Annotated in this window: 16 protein-coding genes and 1 pseudogene; 16 read left to right on the top strand and 1 reads right to left on the bottom strand. The window is 60.8% G+C overall.

The window, feature by feature from the left end; all coding sequences use genetic code 11:
• Nucleotides 1-55 precede the first annotated feature (55 nt).
• From O9K64_RS10630 to O9K64_RS10580, 11 genes and pseudogenes are all read left to right on the top strand, one after another.
• Nucleotides 56-538, top strand: coding sequence for a hypothetical protein (locus O9K64_RS10630; RefSeq protein ID WP_275098039.1), 483 nt, complete (start codon nucleotides 56-58; stop codon nucleotides 536-538).
• A 148-nt stretch (nucleotides 539-686) separates the two neighbouring features.
• On the top strand, nucleotides 687-1,253 hold the full coding sequence (locus O9K64_RS10625) for a hypothetical protein (protein WP_275098038.1): 567 nt from the start codon (nucleotides 687-689) through the stop codon (nucleotides 1,251-1,253).
• Nucleotides 1,254-1,409: 156 nt separating this feature from the next.
• Nucleotides 1,410-2,708 carry a glucoamylase family protein gene (locus tag O9K64_RS10620; RefSeq protein WP_275098037.1) on the top strand — a complete coding sequence of 433 codons (1,299 nt, stop codon included), beginning with the start codon at nucleotides 1,410-1,412 and terminating at the stop codon, nucleotides 2,706-2,708.
• A 102-nt stretch (nucleotides 2,709-2,810) separates the two neighbouring features.
• On the top strand, nucleotides 2,811-3,071 hold the full coding sequence (locus tag O9K64_RS10615; RefSeq protein ID WP_081822465.1) for a heavy-metal-associated domain-containing protein: 261 nt from the start codon (nucleotides 2,811-2,813) through the stop codon (nucleotides 3,069-3,071).
• 153 nt (nucleotides 3,072-3,224) lie between these two features.
• Nucleotides 3,225-5,804, top strand: coding sequence for a heavy metal translocating P-type ATPase (locus tag O9K64_RS10610; RefSeq protein WP_275098036.1), 2,580 nt, complete (start codon nucleotides 3,225-3,227; stop codon nucleotides 5,802-5,804).
• Nucleotides 5,805-5,852: 48 nt separating this feature from the next.
• A complete protein-coding gene (locus O9K64_RS10605; protein ID WP_335342273.1) occupies nucleotides 5,853-6,173 on the top strand; it encodes a hypothetical protein in 321 nt (106 codons plus the stop codon).
• Nucleotides 6,170-6,757 (top strand): histidine phosphatase family protein, encoded by a 588-nt coding sequence (locus tag O9K64_RS10600; RefSeq protein WP_275098035.1) that lies wholly within the window; start codon nucleotides 6,170-6,172, stop codon nucleotides 6,755-6,757. Before O9K64_RS10605 ends, O9K64_RS10600 begins: the two co-directional genes overlap by 4 nt.
• A gap of 44 nt (nucleotides 6,758-6,801) precedes the next feature.
• Nucleotides 6,802-8,910 carry a glycogen debranching protein gene (locus O9K64_RS10595; protein ID WP_275098034.1) on the top strand — a complete coding sequence of 703 codons (2,109 nt, stop codon included), beginning with the start codon at nucleotides 6,802-6,804 and terminating at the stop codon, nucleotides 8,908-8,910.
• Nucleotides 8,900-10,546, top strand: a complete 1,647-nt coding sequence (gene pgm, locus O9K64_RS10590; protein ID WP_275098033.1) for a phosphoglucomutase (alpha-D-glucose-1,6-bisphosphate-dependent) — start codon at nucleotides 8,900-8,902, stop codon at nucleotides 10,544-10,546. The genes O9K64_RS10595 and pgm overlap by 11 nt, the downstream gene beginning before the upstream one ends.
• A 29-nt stretch (nucleotides 10,547-10,575) precedes the next feature.
• Nucleotides 10,576-10,695: a hypothetical protein gene (locus O9K64_RS10585; RefSeq protein ID WP_275098032.1), complete on the top strand. Its 120-nt coding sequence runs from the start codon at nucleotides 10,576-10,578 to the stop codon at nucleotides 10,693-10,695.
• A gap of 14 nt (nucleotides 10,696-10,709) precedes the next feature.
• Nucleotides 10,710-11,066 (top strand): annotated as a pseudogene (locus O9K64_RS10580) (transketolase-like TK C-terminal-containing protein); the annotation flags it as partial.
• A 380-nt stretch (nucleotides 11,067-11,446) separates the two neighbouring features.
• Here the strand turns inward: O9K64_RS10580 and O9K64_RS10575 are convergent.
• A complete protein-coding gene (locus tag O9K64_RS10575) occupies nucleotides 11,447-12,322 on the bottom strand; it encodes an NAD(P)-dependent oxidoreductase (protein WP_275098031.1) in 876 nt (291 codons plus the stop codon).
• 370 nt (nucleotides 12,323-12,692) lie between these two features.
• Here O9K64_RS10575 and O9K64_RS10570 point away from each other — a divergent pair, with 370 nt between their 5' ends.
• The 5 genes from O9K64_RS10570 to O9K64_RS10550 all read left to right on the top strand — a co-directional run bounded on the left by O9K64_RS10570 (nucleotide 12,693) and on the right by O9K64_RS10550 (nucleotide 18,556).
• Complete coding sequence (locus tag O9K64_RS10570) at nucleotides 12,693-13,658, top strand: 2-hydroxyacid dehydrogenase (protein ID WP_275098029.1); 966 nt, start codon at nucleotides 12,693-12,695, stop codon at nucleotides 13,656-13,658.
• 165 nt (nucleotides 13,659-13,823) lie between these two features.
• Nucleotides 13,824-14,987, top strand: coding sequence for a TRAP transporter substrate-binding protein (locus O9K64_RS10565; RefSeq protein ID WP_275098028.1), 1,164 nt, complete (start codon nucleotides 13,824-13,826; stop codon nucleotides 14,985-14,987).
• A gap of 103 nt (nucleotides 14,988-15,090) precedes the next feature.
• On the top strand, nucleotides 15,091-15,777 hold the full coding sequence (locus tag O9K64_RS10560) for a TRAP transporter small permease subunit (protein WP_275098027.1): 687 nt from the start codon (nucleotides 15,091-15,093) through the stop codon (nucleotides 15,775-15,777).
• A gap of 3 nt (nucleotides 15,778-15,780) precedes the next feature.
• Nucleotides 15,781-17,205, top strand: coding sequence for a TRAP transporter large permease (locus tag O9K64_RS10555; protein WP_275098026.1), 1,425 nt, complete (start codon nucleotides 15,781-15,783; stop codon nucleotides 17,203-17,205).
• Entirely contained in the window at nucleotides 17,195-18,556 is a 1,362-nt protein-coding gene (locus O9K64_RS10550; protein ID WP_275098025.1) for an amidase, read from the top strand. Before O9K64_RS10555 ends, O9K64_RS10550 begins: the two co-directional genes overlap by 11 nt.
• Nucleotides 18,557-18,566 lie beyond the last annotated feature (10 nt).

The following is an 18,566-nucleotide window of genomic DNA, read 5'->3' as shown; positions in this document are numbered from 1 at the left end:
TCGCCTCAACCACGCCGTTTCCCTTTGAGACAGATTCTGGACAGGAGGACACGAAATGCACACCGACTCTGTAAAACGCTTGTGGAAAACCCTGCTGCTGGTGATCGGCATGACTGCGCTGAACGCCGCAGTAGCGACGGATGCCCCCGAGACCTTCCAGGTCGTCGACGGCGTGACGATCTATCTGGGTGTGATGCCGGCCCAGATCGTCCAGGGGCATGCCAGGGAACACGAGGAGAGCAAGATGCACGGCGGTGTATCGGCGGGACGTTACCGCAACCACCTGGTGGTGGCGCTGTTCGACAATGCCACCGGACGGCGCATCGAGGATGCGCAGGTGACGGCGGCGGTGAGCGAACTGGGGATGCGGCTCGAACGGAAGACCCTGGAACCCATGCGCATCGCGGATACGACCACCTATGGCAACTACTTCAGCATGCCGAGCACAGGGATCTACCGCATCCAGCTGCGCCTACGCCGTCCGGGACAGGCGCGGGCGATCGAAGCGACCTTCACGCATGGGCAGGTCGGGCGATGAAGGGTGCGCCGTGCTTCCGTGCGCAGTTAGATCGAGTGAAAGTGAGTGTACGAGGCCGGTATATGGAATCGCAGATTGGGGGGAGAAACGTCCATGAATGAAGCAGCAGAATACTGGGAATACGTGAATTAATGGAGGCGGCTTACATGTGAAAATCGACGATAACATTCTTGTGTTGAACAGCGGCAGCTCCTCACTGAAGTTCCAGCTGTTTGGGGTGGGCGCGGACGTGCCAACCAGTCTGCTTGGTGTTGTGCTGAGTCTGCTCGAGCGCGGTACCGTGACGGCGCGAGAGTTGTCTGATGGCCTGAATCACCGCGCCGGCCTGCTGGGGCTGTCCGGTGCCAGTGCTGACATGCAGGAACTGCTTGCGCTGGAAGCAGAGGGCCATACCGGTGCGAGCCTTGCCATCAAGGCATTCTGCCATCGTGCCCGCAAATACCTCGGCGCCTATCTCGCCGTGCTCGGCGGTGCTGATGCCATCGTCTTCGGCGGCGGTATCGGCGAGCACGCCCCCGGGATACGCGCCCGGATCTGCGCCGGGATGGACTGGTGTGGCCTTGAGCGCGATGCCCAGACCAATCAGGTGATTCCGAGCATAGAGACGCGGATCTCCACAGCAGATTCCCGCCCGGCGACCTATGTCATTCCGGTCGACGAGGAAGCACTCATCGCGCTGGACACCCAGCGTTGCCTGAGCATGGCGACGACATAAGACATTCACTTTTCCACCTCAGATGGAGGAGACGGTCATGGAACAAAAGCTGCAAACCGAACAAGCCCACACCGGGCGAGGAAAGCCGTGGTCGAGCCGAAGAACGTTAGGTACCACTAGGCGAGTTATCCCGGGAGTCGCAGGCCAGGGGGAACCATGAGCAGCAAGAAACTGACCGCCGATGCTGAACTGGAAACGCTGCAGCGCGCATCATTTAATTACTTTCTGCACGAGACGAATCCAGTCAACGGGCTGGTGATCGACAAGACCGAAGCAGATTGGCCTGCCAGTATTGCCGCCACCGGCCTCGCGCTGGCGGTTTACCCGGTGGGCGTCGAGCGCGGATTCATGTCGCGTGGCGCCGCGGTGGGACGAACGCTTGCGACCCTGCGGTTTTTCTGGAACAGCCCGCAAGGCCCCGAGCCTGATGCGACTGGCTATCAGGGGTTTTACTACCATTTTCTTGACATGCAGACCGGGCGGCGCGCCTGGCAATGCGAAGTGTCGACGATAGACAGCGCTTTACTGCTGGCGGGGGCGTTGACGGCGGGTATGTACTTTGACGCAGATACGGCCGAAGAACATGAGATCCGCACCCTCGCCGACGCGCTCTATCGCCGCGCCGATTGGCCGTGGGCGCAGAACCAGGGTGCGACCGTGACGCACGGCTGGAAGCCTGAAAGCGGCTTCCTCAACTACCGCTGGGAAGGCTACGACGAGGCACTGCTGCTGTACATTCTGGGGCTGGGTTCGCCGACTCATCCGCTGCCCGAGAGCGCCTATGCGGCGTGGGCTGCCACCTACCGGTGGGAACACTGCTACGGATACGACTATCTCTATGCGGGGCCGCTATTCACGCACCAGCTCTCCCATATCTGGGTCGACTTTCGCGGTATCCAGGACGCTTTCATGCGTGCCAAGGACATAGACTATTTCGAGAACAGCCGGCGCGCGACCTATGTGCAACACGAGTACGCCATCGATAACCCGCTCAAGTTCGCGCACTACGGCGGGCACTGCTGGGGCCTGACCGCGAGCGAAGGTCCCGGTCCGGACACCATCAACGTAGCCGGCATCGAGCGCCAGTTCTTCGATTACGTGGGCCGTGGCGTGCCGTACGGACCCGACGACGGCACGATCGCGCCGTGGGCGGTGGCGGCGTCACTGCCATTCGCGCCCGAGATTGTGCTGCCCGTGCTCGATTACTGTATTCATGATGTTAAATTGACAGAGTCCAACCGCTACGGCTTCAAAGCGTCCTTCAATCCGACCTACCCTGCTGCATCCGGCAATCCCCACGGCTGGGTATCGCCGTGGCATTTCGGGCTCAATGAAGGGCCGACTGTTCTGATGATCGAAAATCATCAGACGGGGTTCTTGTGGCGGTTGATGCGAAACTGCCCATACATCGTCGGCGGCTTGCGCCGAGCGGGTTTCACGGGGGGTTGGCTATGAAGGCCAGCTTCATCTAAAAAATGAGCGGCTGATCCGGCTGGATCCGCAGTAACCAGGGATGCAACGAGACATGTCAAAGATGAAGACGACTAAGGAGGCGCGATGAAAACGAGCGTTATTGAAGTAGGCGGGATGCTGTCGGCATTGAGCGCGCATGGAGTGGAAAAGCAGCTGGGCAAATTGCGCGGGGTCGAACGGGCAGAAGTGAATTATGTCTCGGGCAGCGCGACGGTGGTCTATGACGAAACGGTGATCGACCTCAAGACGATCAAGGCCAAGGTGCATGAGTGTGGCTACCACTGCAGCGGCGAACTCGTGCCCAAGCATCTATGCAAGCCCGGGAATCCGCCCTCCGAAGGGTAGTAACGATGCCACCAACGGCACCGTAATCGACGAAAGGAAGCATCCGAGCTGAATACGACCGCGCGTAGAAAGTTTCTTCGGTACATAGCCGCTTGCGAAGTGATCGGAGATGTAACAAGGCATTTTGAATACGAAGACCGTTAAGGAGGCACGATGAAAACGAGCGTTATTGAGTTGCGCGACATGCTGTCGGTATTGACCGTGGACGAAGTGGAAAAGCGGATTGGCGAGGTGCCGGGTGTCGAAAGCGCGACAGTCAATTACGCTGCGGGAAACGCCACGGTGCGCTACGACGAAACCCTGCTCAACGTCGCCGATATCAAGGTACTCATGCACCAACGCGGGAAGCTGTCCGCAGGCGACGGACAACAGGATAAAGCGGTCCCGGTCGCGCCGCCGCCCACCACTGCAGCCGCCGAGCCGAAACCACCCCACGACGCGCCTGTTGACGCCCCCACGCCGGCCGCTTCAGCAGGTGGTGGAAGAAGCGACCAAGCGCCGCCTAGCACGCCGCCGTCAACACCCGTTGTTGCTGAGCCGAAATCCGCACCGGACGCCGCTGCCGCACCCGACGTCGCGCCCGCGGCTCCCGCAGGCAAGGGCCACGAAGGCCACACGGGGCCGGATGCGCCGCCCGCGAAGGCGGCGGAGATAGCGCACGAGATGGGGCATGGCGGCAAGGACCTGCCGGCCATGGTCCGCGACATGCGTAACCGTTTCTGGATCTGCCTGGTCTTCAGCGTGCCGATCTTTTTCTACTCACCGATGGGGCTGTTTACTCCGCCCGCGCCACCGTTTGATCTGGACCTCAACGTGTGGTTGCTCATCTTTGCCACCCTCGCCGTCGTCTATCCGAGCTGGCCGTTCTTCGTCTCCGCCTGGCGCGCGCTCAAGACCGGCACCCTGAGCATGGCGGTACTGGTCGTGTTGAGCGTCGGCACCGGGTATCTCTTCAGTGTAGTCACTACTTTCTTTTTCAAGGAGGGCGGGCAGTTCTTCGAAGCCGTGGCCGTCCTGCTGGTTTTCATCCTGCTCGGCCACTGGCTGGAAATGCGCGCCCGTGCCGGTGCCTCGGCGGCCATTTCAGCGCTGATGAACCTTGCCCCGGCGAAGGCCTCTGTCATCCGCAACGGCGCCGAGGTTGAAGTTCCGACGGCGGAGGTGTTGGCGGGCGAGATTGTCGTGATCCGGCCTGGCAACAAGATTCCGGTCGACGGCACGGTGGAGACCGGCGAATCACTGGTCGACGAGTCCATGCTCACCGGCGAGTCGATGCCGGTGCAGAAGGGGCCGGGCGCCACGGTAATCGGTGCGACCATCAACAAGAGTGGCAGTTTTCGCTACAAGGCGACGAAGGTCGGGGCCGACACGGCGCTGGCGCAGATCGTAAAGCTGGTGCAGGAGGCGCAGAACTCGAAAGCGCCGGCGCAACTCCTGGCGGACAAGGCCGCGCAATGGCTGGTAATTGCTGCGATCGTCATCGGTCTAACGACCTTTGCGGTGTGGTTCTGGTGGATCGGACAGCCGCTGCTGTTCGCGGTAACGCTGACCATCACGGTCTTTGTGATCGCCTGCCCGGATGCGTTGGGACTGGCCACGCCCATGGCGGTGATGGTGGGTACCGGCCTGGGCGCATTGAACGGCATCCTGTTCAAAAAAGCCTCGGCGCTGGAAGACGCCACCAAGCTCAATGTCATCATCTTCGACAAGACCGGCACGCTCACCATCGGCCAGCCGGAGGTGGTGGAGATGGTGACGGCGGAAGGGGTCACCGAGGACGTGTTGCTGACCGCCGCCGCCGCCGTCGAGCAGGGATCCGACCATCCGCTGGCCCAGGCCATCCTGCGCCGGGCGGAGAACCTCACCGTCGCGGCACCGACCGGATTCGAAAGCCTCGACGGTAGAGGCGCGCGCGCCGAGACTGCCGACGGAACGGTGTTCCTCGGCAACCGGCTTCTGATGGATACGCAAAAGCTCGCGCTCGGGCCATTGGAGGCCGAGGCCGCTCGCCTGCAGGGGGACGGCCGCACCGTGGTCCATGTGGCCCAGGCCGCCCGCGTGATTGGCCTGATCGCCATCGCCGACGCGATCAGGCCCACTTCCAAAGCTGCGGTCGCCAAGCTGCGCGAACGCAATATCGAGGTGGTGATGCTGACCGGCGACAACGCGGCTACGGCCAAGCGCATCGCCGCAGATCTCGGCATCGATAGCGTGCTGGCCGACGTGCTGCCGGCCAAGAAGGCCGAGAAGGTAAAGGAGCTGCAGGCCACCGGGAAGAAGGTAGGGATGGTGGGCGATGGCGTCAACGACGCGCCTGCGCTGACTCAGGCCAACGTGGGAATCGCCATTGGCGCCGGCACCGACGTCGCGATGGAAAGCGCCGACGTCGTACTGATGAAGAGCGACCCGTACGACATCGTCGGCGCGATCGAGCTGTCGCGTGCCACGGTGCGAAAGATGCACCAGAATCTGTGGTGGGCGGTGGGCTACAACGTGATCGCGTTCCCGCTCGCTGCGGGCGTCCTGTACCCCTTCGTGCTGAGCCCGGAAGTCGCGGCGCTGTCGATGTCCGGCAGCACCCTCATCGTGGCGATCAATGCGCTGTTGCTGAAGCGCACCAAATTGGCAGGCATCCGCCAGCCTGGCAAGCCAGCGGCACCCGGGACGCCTGGCGGGCCAGCAACCCCAGAGCCAACCAAAGCGTCTGCGGTGCCGGCCGAACCCGCAGCCTAACCAGAAAGTAGCCGCGTGAGGGCCCTCCAATTGAAAAGGAGAATGAGCATGGTCATCAAGACGAAAAAGCCTAAGCTCACAGCCAAACCGTTGTCGCCTGATCTACTGCGCAAGATGAATCCCTACTGGCGGGCCGCCAACTACCTGTCGGTCGGCCAGATTTATCTGTACGACAATCCGCTGCTGAAGCGGCCGCTGACGCTTGCGGATGTGAAGCACATGCTGCTGGGCCACTGGGGCACGATCCCCGGGCAAAATTTTATTTACGTGCATTTGAACCGGCTCATCAAAAAATACGACCTCGACATGATCTACGTCTGGAAATGGGGTGGTAAGGAAACAGGGATGAAAGGCTCCACGCGCAAATGAGCGGCGTACTTCCCAAAGTCTATCTAGTCCGGCATGGCGAGACCGCGTGGACGCTCAGCGGACAGCACACCGGCCGCACGGACATTCCGCTTACCGAACGGGGCGAGCGCGACGCGCGGGAGCTGGGCGCGCGGCTGTGGGGCTTGACCTTCGCCAAAGTGCTCACCAGCCCGCTGCAACGGGCACGGCGGACCGGTGAACTGGCAGGTTTCGGAGAATCCGCAGAGATCGATCCCGATCTGATGGAATGGGACTACGGCGATTACGAAGGCCGGCGCACGTCAGACATCCGGGCCGAACGCCCCGGCTGGCGTTTGTTCGAGGACGGTTGCCCGGGAGGGGAAACATTGGCGGAGCTGAGTACGCGCGTGGATCGCGTCATTGCTCGGATTCGTGCGCTGGAGAGTGATGTGCTGGTCTTCGCGCACGGCCACCTGTTACGCATCCTCATAGCGCGCTGGATTGCACTGCCTGCTCTGGAAGCGCGCCGCTTGTATCTCGAGGCAGCTTCCCTGAGCGTTCTGGGTTACGACCATGACCTGGATGAGCCGGTCATTCGCCTGCTCAACGACGCGCGACAATGACGGCGCTACCAGTCACCGACATGGAAAATGACAAAGGAGCAAACATGACCTTACCAGAGACCACATCATCCCGATGGGCGACCACCGAAGGGCTGCCGTTCCCCCTGGGCCCGACCAGGATAGAAGCAGAGGACGCCTGCAACTTCGCGCTGTACTCGAAGCACGCGGAGAGCGTCACGTTGCTGCTCTACTCCGAGCGCGACATCGTCAATCCGTTATTGGCCTATCGCTTCGATTACCTCAAGAACAAAACCGGCAGGATCTGGCATTGCCGCATACCCCTTGCGTCAATGAAGGGCGCGTCCTACTACGCGTACAGTGTCGAGGGACCCGCTCCCAATGGCCGGTTCGAGTGGCACGGGTTCGATCGCGAAAAAATCCTGCTCGACCCCTATGCAAAGTCCGTGTTCTTTCCCCCGGCTTTCGACCGGCTCGCCGCCATCCGGCCGGGTTCGAACGCCGGCAAGGCGCTCCTGGGTGTCCTGACCGGCGACAGCGAGCGCTTCAACTGGCAAGGCGACCAGCGCCCCCGGCACGAGGCCGATACCGTCATCTACGAGCTGCACGTCGGAGGATTCACCAGGAATCCCAATTCCGGAGTCAGGGATCAAGCGCGCGGAACATTTGCGGGCCTGATCGAGAAAATCCCGTACTTGAAGGACCTGGGCGTCACCGTGGTGGAGTTGATGCCGGTGTTCCAATACGACCCTTCCGACGGCAACTACTGGGGCTACATGCCGCTGAACTTCTTCTCCCCCCACCATGGCTATCTCAGCGACCACACGGTCAGGGCGCAACACAACGAAGTGCGCGACATGATCAAGGCGCTGCACCAGGCGGATATCGAGGTGGTCCTCGACGTTGTCTACAATCACACGGGCGAGGGCGATCACACCGGCCCGGTCTACAGCTACAAGGGGATCGACAACAGCACCTACTATCTGATGGCGGACCGGCCGGACGCGCCCTACGAAAATTTCTCCGGCACCGGCAACACGCTCAATACGGCGAACCGCGCCGTGCGCAAGATGATCATGGACAGCGCCCGCCATTGGGCGTGCGAAATGCACGTGGACGGATTTCGCTTCGATCTCGCTTCCCTCTTTACCCGAAACCCGGACGGCTCGGTCAATGCCAACGACGTGCCGCTGCTCAGCGACATGGCCTCCGATCCGGATCTGGCGCACCTGCGTCTGATTGCCGAGCCCTGGGACGCCGCCGGGGTGTATCAACTGGGCAGGGCGTTTCCGGGGATCATGACCTGCCAGTGGAACGGCAGATACCGGGACGATCTCCGGCGCTTCTTAAAGGGAGATCCCGGTAGGGTGTCGGCCCTGATGCGCCGCTTGTACGGCAGCGACGATCTGTTCCCCGACGATCGGATGAACGCCTATCACCCCCATCAGAGCGTCAATTATATCGCCTCGCACGACGGATTCACCCTCTACGATCTGGTTGCCTACAACCAGAAGCGGAACTGGGCGAACGGCCACGGCAATACGGACGGCATGGCGGAAAACCACAGTTGGAACTGCGGCTGGGAAGGCGACGAGGGCGCGCCACCCGAAGTGATGAATCTGCGCAAACAACAGATCAAGAACTTCTGCTGCCTGTTGTTCCTGTCGAACGGGACGCCCATGTTCCGCGCCGGGGACGAGTTCATGCACACCCAGGCCGGGAACAACAACCCTTACAATCAGGATAACGAAGCGGGTTGGATCGATTGGAGCCGTCTGCACGCAAACGCGGACATGATCCGCTTCTTCAAGCTGATGATCGCGTTTCGCAAGGCGCATCCGTCGCTGGCGCGGAGCCGGTTCTGGCGCGAGGATGTCCGTTGGTACGGGGTGGGCCACGCTACCGATCTGGCCTACGATTCCCGCAGCCTCGCTTTTGCGCTGCACGGCGCATCGCACCATGACCTCGACATCTACGTGATGATCAACGCCTGGTGGGAGGAACTGACTTTTCAGATCCAGGAGGGCGCAACGAACGCGTGGCGGCGGGTGGTCGATACCAGTCTCGAAAGCCCGTTCGACTTTCTCGAACCCGGCAACGAAAGTCCCATGCAGTCCTTGCAATATCGCGTGCCGTCCCGGGCCGTCGTTGTGCTGGTCCGCGACCAGGACGGGGGTGACCGCAATGAAAATTAATCCTTTGGCGGGGAAACCCGCCCCGCCGGCGATGCTGGTCAATGTGCCCAGGCTCATCACGGCCTACTATACCGACATGCCTGACTTCTCGGTGCCCACGCAACGGGTTGCATTCGGAACGTCGGGACATCGTGGTTCCTCGTTCGAAAATAACTTCAACGAATGGCATGTGCTTGCCATCAGTCAGGCCATCTGCCAGTACCGCAAACAGCAGGGTATCGATGGCCCGCTGTTTCTGGGTATCGACACGCACGCGCTTTCCGTGCCGGCGTTTGCCAGTGCGCTCGAAGTGTTGGCGGCCAATGGTGTGGAAGTCATGCTCGCCGAGAACGACGAATACACGCCCACCCCCGTGATCTCTCACGCGATACTCACTTACAACCACGGACGCGATAAAGGACTGGCGGACGGCATTGTCATCACGCCGTCGCACAACCCGCCCGACCATGGCGGTTTCAAGTACAACCCGCCCAACGGCGGGCCGGCGGATACCGGCGTCACCGGCTGGATCGAAGCCAGGGCCAACGAGTTTCTCGAAAGCGGCCTCCAGGGCATGAAAATAATGCCTTTCGAGCGGGCGCTGCGCGCCGCCACGACGCACCGACACGACTATCTCAACGCTTATGTGAACGAGCTCGACAAGGTGATCGACATGGAGGCGATTCGTGGTGCCAACATCAGTATGGGCGTGGATCCACTCGGCGGCGCCGGCGTCCATTACTGGGCCGCGATTGCCGAACACTATGGCTTGAATCTCACGGTTGTGAACGATGCTGTCGACCCGACCTTCCGGTTCATGACGCTCGATTGGGACGGACGTATTCGCATGGATCCGTCCTCGTCCTATGCCATGCGGAACTTGATCGGCCTCAAGGATCGCTTCGACATTGCCTTCGCCTGCGACACCGACCACGACCGGCACGGCGTCGTTACCCGGAGCACGGGCCTGCTTCCGCCCAATCACTATCTTTCCGTCGCCATCCACTATCTGTTCCAGCATCGACCGAAGTGGAGCAAGGATGCGGCGGTTGGCAAGACGGTAGTCAGCAGTCAGATGATCAATCGCGTCGCGGCGAAGCTCGGCCGGAAGCTCTATGAAGTGCCGGTCGGTTTCAAGTGGTTTGTGGATGGTCTGCTCGATGGCTCGCTTGGCTTCGCGGGCGAAGAGAGCGCGGGGGCATCCTTCCTGCGGCGTGACGGCAGCGTCTGGACGACGGATAAAGACGGCATCGTCCCGGCGTTGCTTGCCGCCGAAATCACGGCGCGCATGGGCCGCGATCCTGGCGAGATTTACCGCGAGCTGACGCGCGAGTTCGGCGAGCCCGCCTACGACCGGGTCGAGGCGCCCGCCACGCCGGCGCAAAAAGAGAGGCTGTCAAAACTCTCGCCACGGCAGGTGCGGATCACGCAACTGGGCGGCGAGAAGATCGAGCACGTGCTCGACCGCGCGCCGGGCAACGACGCGCCGATCGGTGGCATCAAGGTGATCACCGCCAGCGGCTGGTTCGCCGCACGGCCGTCCGGCACGGAGGACATTTACAAAATATACGCGGAGAGTTTCCGCGGCGAAGATCATCTGCGCGACATCCTGCGCGAGGCGCAGGCCATCGTCGACCGCGCGCTGTCGGATCGTTGACGCGCGTTGCACATATAGAAGGAGTGACCATGTCAGACCTACTCGATCAGCTTTGCATCAACACCGTGCGGTTTCTGTCGGTGGACGCCGTGCAACAGGCGAACAGCGGGCATCCGGGCATGCCACTCGGTGCGGCCGCGATGGCTTAGCGGACGGCAAGCCCGAGCTGACCCTGATCGCCAGCGGCTCCGAGGTCGGACTGATCGTGGCCGCGGCGGAACGTCTGCAGGGAAAGGGCGTCGCAGTGCGCCTCGTCTCCATGGCGAGCTGGGAACTGTTCGAGGCCCAATCCCAGGCGTATCGCGACGCAGTGTTGCCGCCCTCCATCACGGCGCGGCTCGCGGTCGAGGCCGGGGTGAGCCAGGGGTGGCATCGCTACGTGGGTGACCGGGGAGACGTTCTGGGTGTGGAACGCTTCGGCGCTTCGGCGCCGGGGCCGGCCATGCTGCGCGAATATGGATTCAGTGTGGAAAACGTGTGCCAACGAGCGCTGGCCCTGATCGAAAGGAAGGATGTCTGATCTCCGCACCTGTTCTGGACCACGGAGGCGACGCAGGTCGCCGGGACGCTGGTTGCCGTCTACGGCTGGCTGCTCGAGCCGATCGGCTGGACTTATGCTCTGCTGGTGTGGGCCTATGCGCTCGCCTGGTTCCCGCTCAACAATGCGGCCCGCGTTTGGGTCCTCGACCTTTGGGAGCACGGTTTCGATGGGCATGCGCGGCATCTGGACCGGGTGCACGCCTCACTTCATGCCTGTGACTGTCCGCCGGCGAGTTGCGCCTGTCCACCCGCATCCGGGCGGGTCGAGGCGCGGACATGAAGCAGGCATCGCCTGACGTATATAAGTAATTGATATAATTAATGGTTCGACCCCGGCCCCGGGCACCGTACATCAATAACTTACTTTAACGCCTTGATCAACGCGCTGTGATCGAGATTGCCCAGGCCCTGGTCGATCAAGGATTTGTAGAGTTGCGTATTGAGTTTGGTAGCGGGTAAATCCAGGCCACACAGGGCGGCCAATTCAAGCGCCTGAATGAGGTCTTTGTGTTGTGTTGTGATTTTCCCGCCCGGTTTAAAATTTTCCTCGATCATCCGCTGACCATGCACTTCAAGTATCCGTGAGCCGGCAAAGCCGCCCATGAGCGCCGCACGAACCTTGGCCGGGTCTGCACCGGCACTCTTCGCCAGCGCCAGCGCTTCGGCAACCGCACCGATGTTCAGTCCGACAATGATCTGGTTTGCCGCTTTGGCGATTTGACCGGCCCCGACATCACCGACATGGGTAAACTTCGATCCGAGCACATCGAAGAGGGGGAGGGCGCGCTGTATGGATTCGATATCTCCACCCGCCATGATGGTCAGGGTGCCGTTGATGGCGCCGATTTCGCCGCCTGATACCGGCGCGTCGATGTAACCGGCGCCGGTTTCGTTCAAGCGTCTGGCGAACTCCCGAGTGGGAACGACGGCGGTCGTCCCCATATCAATGACCAAAGCATTCTTCCGCAGACCCTCGATCAGGCCCGATTTTTCGAACAGGACCTGCTCCACCGCGGGGGTGTCGGCGACCATCAACAGGATGATGTTTGCGGAGCGGGCGACCTCTGCCGGTGATGGGACGGCCACGATGCCCGGCCTTTCAAGTTGTCTTGCGGTTTCCTGGCTGCGGTTATGGATAATCAGACGGGCGCCGGCCTTATGAAGGTTCAGGCACATGGGTCGCCCCATCAGGCCTAGTCCGATAAAACCCAGAGTGTAATCTTTTAGTGTGTTCATGGTCCGGTCAATCGCCTGCTCATGGGGGCTCCGATCGTCATCATTAGAGAGTATGACATAGTCCGGCGGGAATTCTCTCAGGGCTGGGGTCTGTGATGCCTTCTCCATCCTGCGGAGGGGTTCATCTGATCGGGGTAACGCAGGCAGCTCCTTACGATTACATTCTATTCGAGACAATTTTTATCTGTTTTTTTTTGTCGGTTGGGAAAACATCACCTACACTGTTATAAATTAGTTGCATAAGGCGCCATAAAAGGCCATTAGTAATGGTCATGCCGACTTGCATTGGGAATTTATGGGTGTTTTCGGTCACCGCATGGGTAGGGTGATATATGGGTATGGACGCTACTGAATGACAGATTGAATTCATATGAGCAAAAAGGCCGTTGTACTAGTGACACGAAAGCTCCCGGTTGCGGTCGAGGCGCGTCTGGAGCGTGATTACGATGCCCGTTTCAACAGCGAAGATAAGCTCTATACCAGTGACGAGCTGGTGCGACTGGCCGCCGGTGCCGACGCAATCATTCCCTGCCACACAGAGAAGTTAACCGCCGAGGTTATAGAGCGCCTGCCGGACAGCGTGCGATCAATCTGCAGCTTCTCGGTGGGATATGATCACATCGACCTCAATGCCGCGAAAGCTCGTGGAATCACGGTCACCAACACACCGGATGTTCTCAGCGATGCCACGGCGGAGATTGCCATGCTGTTGCTGCTCGGAGCGGCCCGAAGGGCGTACGAGGGGGAACATGCGATCCGTTTCGGGACCTGGGGCGACTGGAGTCCGACCTACCAGCTTGGCATTCAGGTCACTGGCAAACGTCTGGGTATCCTGGGAATGGGCAGGGTGGGCCAGATCATGGCTAAACGCGCCCGCGGCTTCGACATGGAGATCCACTACTACAATCGCAGCAGGCTCTCATCCGAACTCGAAGCGGGTGCCGTCTACCATGAGCACCTGGAACAGCTGCTGCCCCAGTGCGATTTTCTCTCGATCCATTGTCCGGCCACTCCTGAAACACACCATCTGCTGAATGCTGAACGCATTGGCTTGCTTCCGGATGGGGCGATACTCGTGAATACCGCACGGGGGGCCATCGTGGATGACGACGCCCTGATCGCGGCCCTGCGCTCCGGCAAGCTTTTTGCAGCCGGACTCGATGTATTCAACAATGAACCGAATATTGACCCCCGCTACAAGGAGTTGGAAAACATATTCATGCTGCCTCATATCGGCAGCGCCACACGGGAAACCCGGGATGCCATGGGTTTCAGGGCACTGGATAATCTTGATGCAATTGTCTCCGGACAGGAACCTCTTGACAGGTTAGCCTAGGCAGAGGGGGGTGTTTTTTACCAGTTGTACGGATGGAGAGAAGTCGATTGCCTATACTGTTTCTGATAATTCAATGGATGTCGGTAAGTGAAGGAGCATGGTTATATGTTATATCGACTGAATTAAATGATTAGGCGGTAATACCCACGTGAGGAGGATAACTACATGAAACACAAAAAAAACAATTGTGACATGGTGGCCGGCTCGGAAGTGAAGACAGCATCAACCAGCCGGCGTAAGTTTCTAAAAAGCGGTCTTGCCGTGGCAGCTGGTTCCGTTGCGGCCGGCTTCCCGATGATATCCGTGGCAGCCCCGCTGGTCGTCAAGATGCAGACCTCCTGGCCCTCATCCGATATCTGGATGGATTTTGCCCGCCAGTATACAGAGCGTGTGGAGCGCATGTCGGGCGGCCGCCTGAAGATCGACCTGCTACCCGCAGGCGCTGTTGTCAAGGCGTTCCAGGTCATGGACGCGGTTAGCGACGGCGTGCTCGATGCGGCGCACACCGTGCCGGTCTACTGGTACGGCAAGCACAAGGGGGCCTCGCTGTTCGGCACCGGCCCGGTGTTCGGCGGCAGTGCCACCACCATGCTGGCCTGGTTTCATGCCGGCGGTGGCAAGGACCTCTACCGCGAGCTGACCCAGGAGATCATGGGTCTCAACGTCTATGGCTTCCTCGGCTTCCCGATGCCGGCGCAGCCGTTCGGCTGGTTCAAAAATCCGATAACCAAGGCGTCGGAGGTGAAAGGTTACAAGTACCGCACCGTGGGCCTGGCAGCGGACCTGATGCAGAAGATGGGTATGAGCGTCTCCCAGCTGCCCGGTGGCGAGATCGTGCCGGCGATGGAACGCGGCGTGATCGACGCCTTCGAGTTCAACAACCCCTCGTCGGACCTGCGATTCGGCTCGCCGGACGTGGCCAAACACTACTTCCTGTCGTCCTATCACCAGGCCAGCGAGAGCTTCGAGTTCCTGTTCAACAAGGACTTTTTCGACGACCTGGATGAAGACCTGAGGGCGATCCTGGAGCACGGCGTGGAGGCGGCAAGCACGGCGAATACCGCCATTGCGCTGGACAATTATTCCAAGGATCTCGTGGAAATACAAAAGAAGGGCGTCACGGTGCACCGTACCTCTCAGGAGATCCTGGATGCGGAGCTCAAGGCCTGGGATGAGATCATCCCCGACCTGGAGAAGGATCCCTATATGAAAAAGGTGCTGGACAGCCAGCGTGCCTGGGTCGACCGGGTCGTGTTCTATGAGTTGATGAACTCGCCGGACTACAACTTGGCATACAACCACTACTTCCCGGGCAAGCTGAAGCTCTGACCGGCTGTGACCGGGGCAACCAACCCTGCGGCGCTATCGGTGAGATATCGCCGCAGGGTGGCGCCTGACCTTTACACGCAGCCCTAAGGATATAGGAAAAAGCATGCTCGGCTACATACAGTTTGCCGACCGCCTGTCGGCGTGGTTCGGCAAGGCATTCGCCTGGCTGATCCTGGTCATGGCGATCGGCGTTGGTTACGAAGTCTTGGTGCGTTACGGCCTCAACGCCCCCACCAGCTGGGCGTTCGATCTGTCATATATTACCTACGGCACGCTGTTCATGATGGGCGGCGCCTACACGCTGTCGCGTGGCGGGCATGTGCGCGGCGACTTCATCTATCGGCTATGGAAACCGCGGACTCAGGCGCGCGTCGAGTTGGTGCTCTATTTCCTGTTCTTCTTCCCGGGCGTCCTCGCGCTGATCATCTCCGGCTGGAAGTATGCCGAGCGCTCCTGGCGCTACCTTGAGGTCAGCGTCAACAGCCCGGCCGGCATCCCGATCTTCCAGTTCAAGACCGTGATTGTGGTAGCCGGCATCCTGTTGTTCATCCAGGGCATCGCACAGGTCTTCCGCTGCATCATCTGCATCCGCACCGGCGAATGGCTCGTGGCCGCCGAGGACATCGAGGAAACGGAGGTGCAGCTGGCGCGCGAGGGTGCCGTGGAGATCGGCAGTTTCGCCTCACAGGTAGCGCGCGAGGATGCGCACGATCTGGAAGAGCAGCATCACGAACTGGAAGAAAGGCGGCGGCACACAAAAAGAAAACCCGATGACGAGGAGCGCAACTGAGCCATGTCAGATCCGATAATCGCACTGTCGATGCTGGCGATCTTCCTGTTCATCATCCTGCTCGGCTTTCCGGTCGCCTTCACGCTGATGGCGATGGGCATCATGTTCGGCTACTACGCCTATTTCGATCCGCACCGGATGTGGCGCACCTACAACCGGGCCATCGAAAACGGCGATCCGGACCAGTGGACACAGATCCAGTTGTGGATCGACGGGCTGTTCAACAACCGGATCTTCGACCTGTTCGTCAACCAGACCTACTCGGTGATGGCCAACGACGTGCTCACCGCCGTCCCGCTGTTCCTCTTCATGGGCTACATCGTCGAGCGCGCCAACATCGTCGCGCGACTGTTCCATACCCTTAACATCGCCGCCCGCCACGTACCCGGCTCGATGGCGGTGGCCGCGCTGATTACCTGCACCCTGTTCGCCACCGCCACCGGCATTGTCGGTGCGGTCGTGACCCTGATGGGGTTGCTGGCCTTCCCGGCGATGCTCAAGGCGCGTTATGACACCAGCCTGGCCGCCGGGGTCATCTGTGCCGGTGGCACGCTGGGCATTCTGATCCCGCCGTCGATCATGCTGATCGTCTACGCGGCGGCGTCTGGTGTGTCTATCGTCAAACTGTATGCCGGTGCGCTGTTGCCCGGTCTGCTGCTGGCGGGCCTTTACGTGATCTACGTAATCGGCCGCTCGACGCTGCAGCCGCAACTGGCACCAAAGCCGACCCGCGCGGAGGTCGGTGAATTCACTGTCGGCCAGATTATTGTGCGGCTGTTAACCTCGTTCTTTCCGCTCGCCTTTCTGATCCTGGCGGTTCTGGGCGCCATCCTGTTTGGCCTGGCCACGCCCTCCGAGGCGGCCGCGGTCGGCGCCCTTGGCGGACTGCTGCTTACCTTCGTGTACCGGGCGTTCACCTGGCAGCGGCTGCGAGAATCGGTTTATCTGACCTTGCGCACAACAGCGATGGTGTGCTGGTTGTTCGTCGGCTCCTGGACCTTCTCCTCGGTTTTCTCCTATCTCGGCGGCGAGCAGATCATCAGCGAATACGTCACCGGCCTGGACATCTCGCCCGTGATGTTCCTGATCATGGCGCAGATCATCATCTTCCTGCTCGGCTGGCCGCTGGAGTGGTCCGAGATCATCATCATCTTCGTTCCAATATTCCTGCCGTTGCTGCCGCACTTCGGTATCGATCCACTGTTCTTCGGCATCCTGGTGGCACTCAATCTGCAGACCTCGTTCCTGACCCCCCCGATGGCGATGTCGGCCTATTACCTGAAGGGCATCGCGCCGCCGCACGTGCAGTTGAACCAGATTTTCAAGGGCAACTATCCCTACCTCGCCATGGTATTGTTCGCCATGGTAATCCTGTACAACTTCCCCGGAATCACCTTCTGGCTGCCGGACCTGATCTATGGCCGTTGAACAACAAAAAATAGCAACGAATCCCCCCGATTTGGCCGACCTGAGTGCATTGGCGGCACGCCAGCGGATCGCCGAGGGTGCGCTGAGCGTTGTCGAGCTGACCGTCGCCTGCCTGCGCCGGATCGCCACATGCGAAGATGCGGTCCAGGCCTGGTCCAGCCTCGACGAAGGCTATGCCATGAGTCAGGCGGAGCGGCTCGATGCCTACCGCCAGACCGGACGACCGCTCGGGCCGCTGCACGGCCTGCCGGTCGGCATCAAGGATATTATCGATACCCGGGACCTGCCGACCGAGAATGGCAACGCGCTCGATGCCGGGCGTCGTCCAACCGAGGATGCCTGGCTGGTGGCACGCCTGCGTGCCGCCGGTGCCGTGATACTCGGCAAGACAGTCACCACCGAATGTGCCTACCTTGCGCCTGCCAAGACGCGTAATCCGCACAACCTGGCACATACCCCGGGGGGCTCCTCCGCGGGCTCGGCGGCGGCGGTCGCGAGTGGCATGGTGCCGTTCGCGGTCGGTACCCAGACCGGTGGTTCGGTAATTCGGCCCGCCTCGTATTGTGGCGTGGTCGGCTTCAAACCAACCTTCGGCCTGATCCCGCGTAGCGGCGTGTTGCGCACCTCGCGACAACTCGACACCGTAGGGACATTCGGTCGAACGATCGAGGATGTCGCCCTGCTTGCCGATGTGCTTGCCGGTTATGATTCGGCCGATCCAGACACGGTACCTGCGGCTGCGCCACGGATTCTCGACACCGCACTGTCCGACCCGCCGGTGACGCCACAGCTGGCATTCGTCAAGACACCTGCCTGGAGCGGGATCGAGGCGGATTGCGCCGCGGGTTTCGCCGAGCTGGTTGCGGCACTCGGCGAGCACTGCGATGAGGTTGAGTTGCCGATGATCTTCAGCGAGGGTGCCGCGGCACATCGTCGCATCATGCTGGTCGAGATTGCACACAATCTGCGACACTACTACGAACGCGGATCTGACCGTCTTGCGGAGGAGACGCGTAGCGCGATCGAAGAGGGGCGCCGGATCAGCGCCGTCGATTATCTTGCCGCCCACAACTGGCGCGAAATTCTCTATGCCGGGCTGGAGGAGGTGTTTGATCGCTATGACGCGATCGTCTCACCGGCTGCGGCTGGCGAGGCACCAGCCGGCTTCGGCAGTACCGGCAGTTCGGCATTTAACGTCCTGTGGTCTTTCCTCGGCGTGCCGGCAGTGACCGTGCCGTTGCTGACTGGCGTCAACGGAATGCCGATCGGCGTGCAGCTGGTCGGCCGCCGCCACGCCGACGGGCGGTTGCTACGCACTGCGCGTTGGCTGGTCAATACATTGGGAACCTGAATGTGTCAGG

It is taken from the genome of Sedimenticola hydrogenitrophicus, assembly GCF_029017505.1.
GTDB lineage: Bacteria > Pseudomonadota > Gammaproteobacteria > Chromatiales > Chromatiaceae > Sedimenticola > Sedimenticola hydrogenitrophicus_A.
Note: the sequence above shows the minus strand (reverse complement) of the source record. Positions and strands in the feature narration are given on the sequence as shown.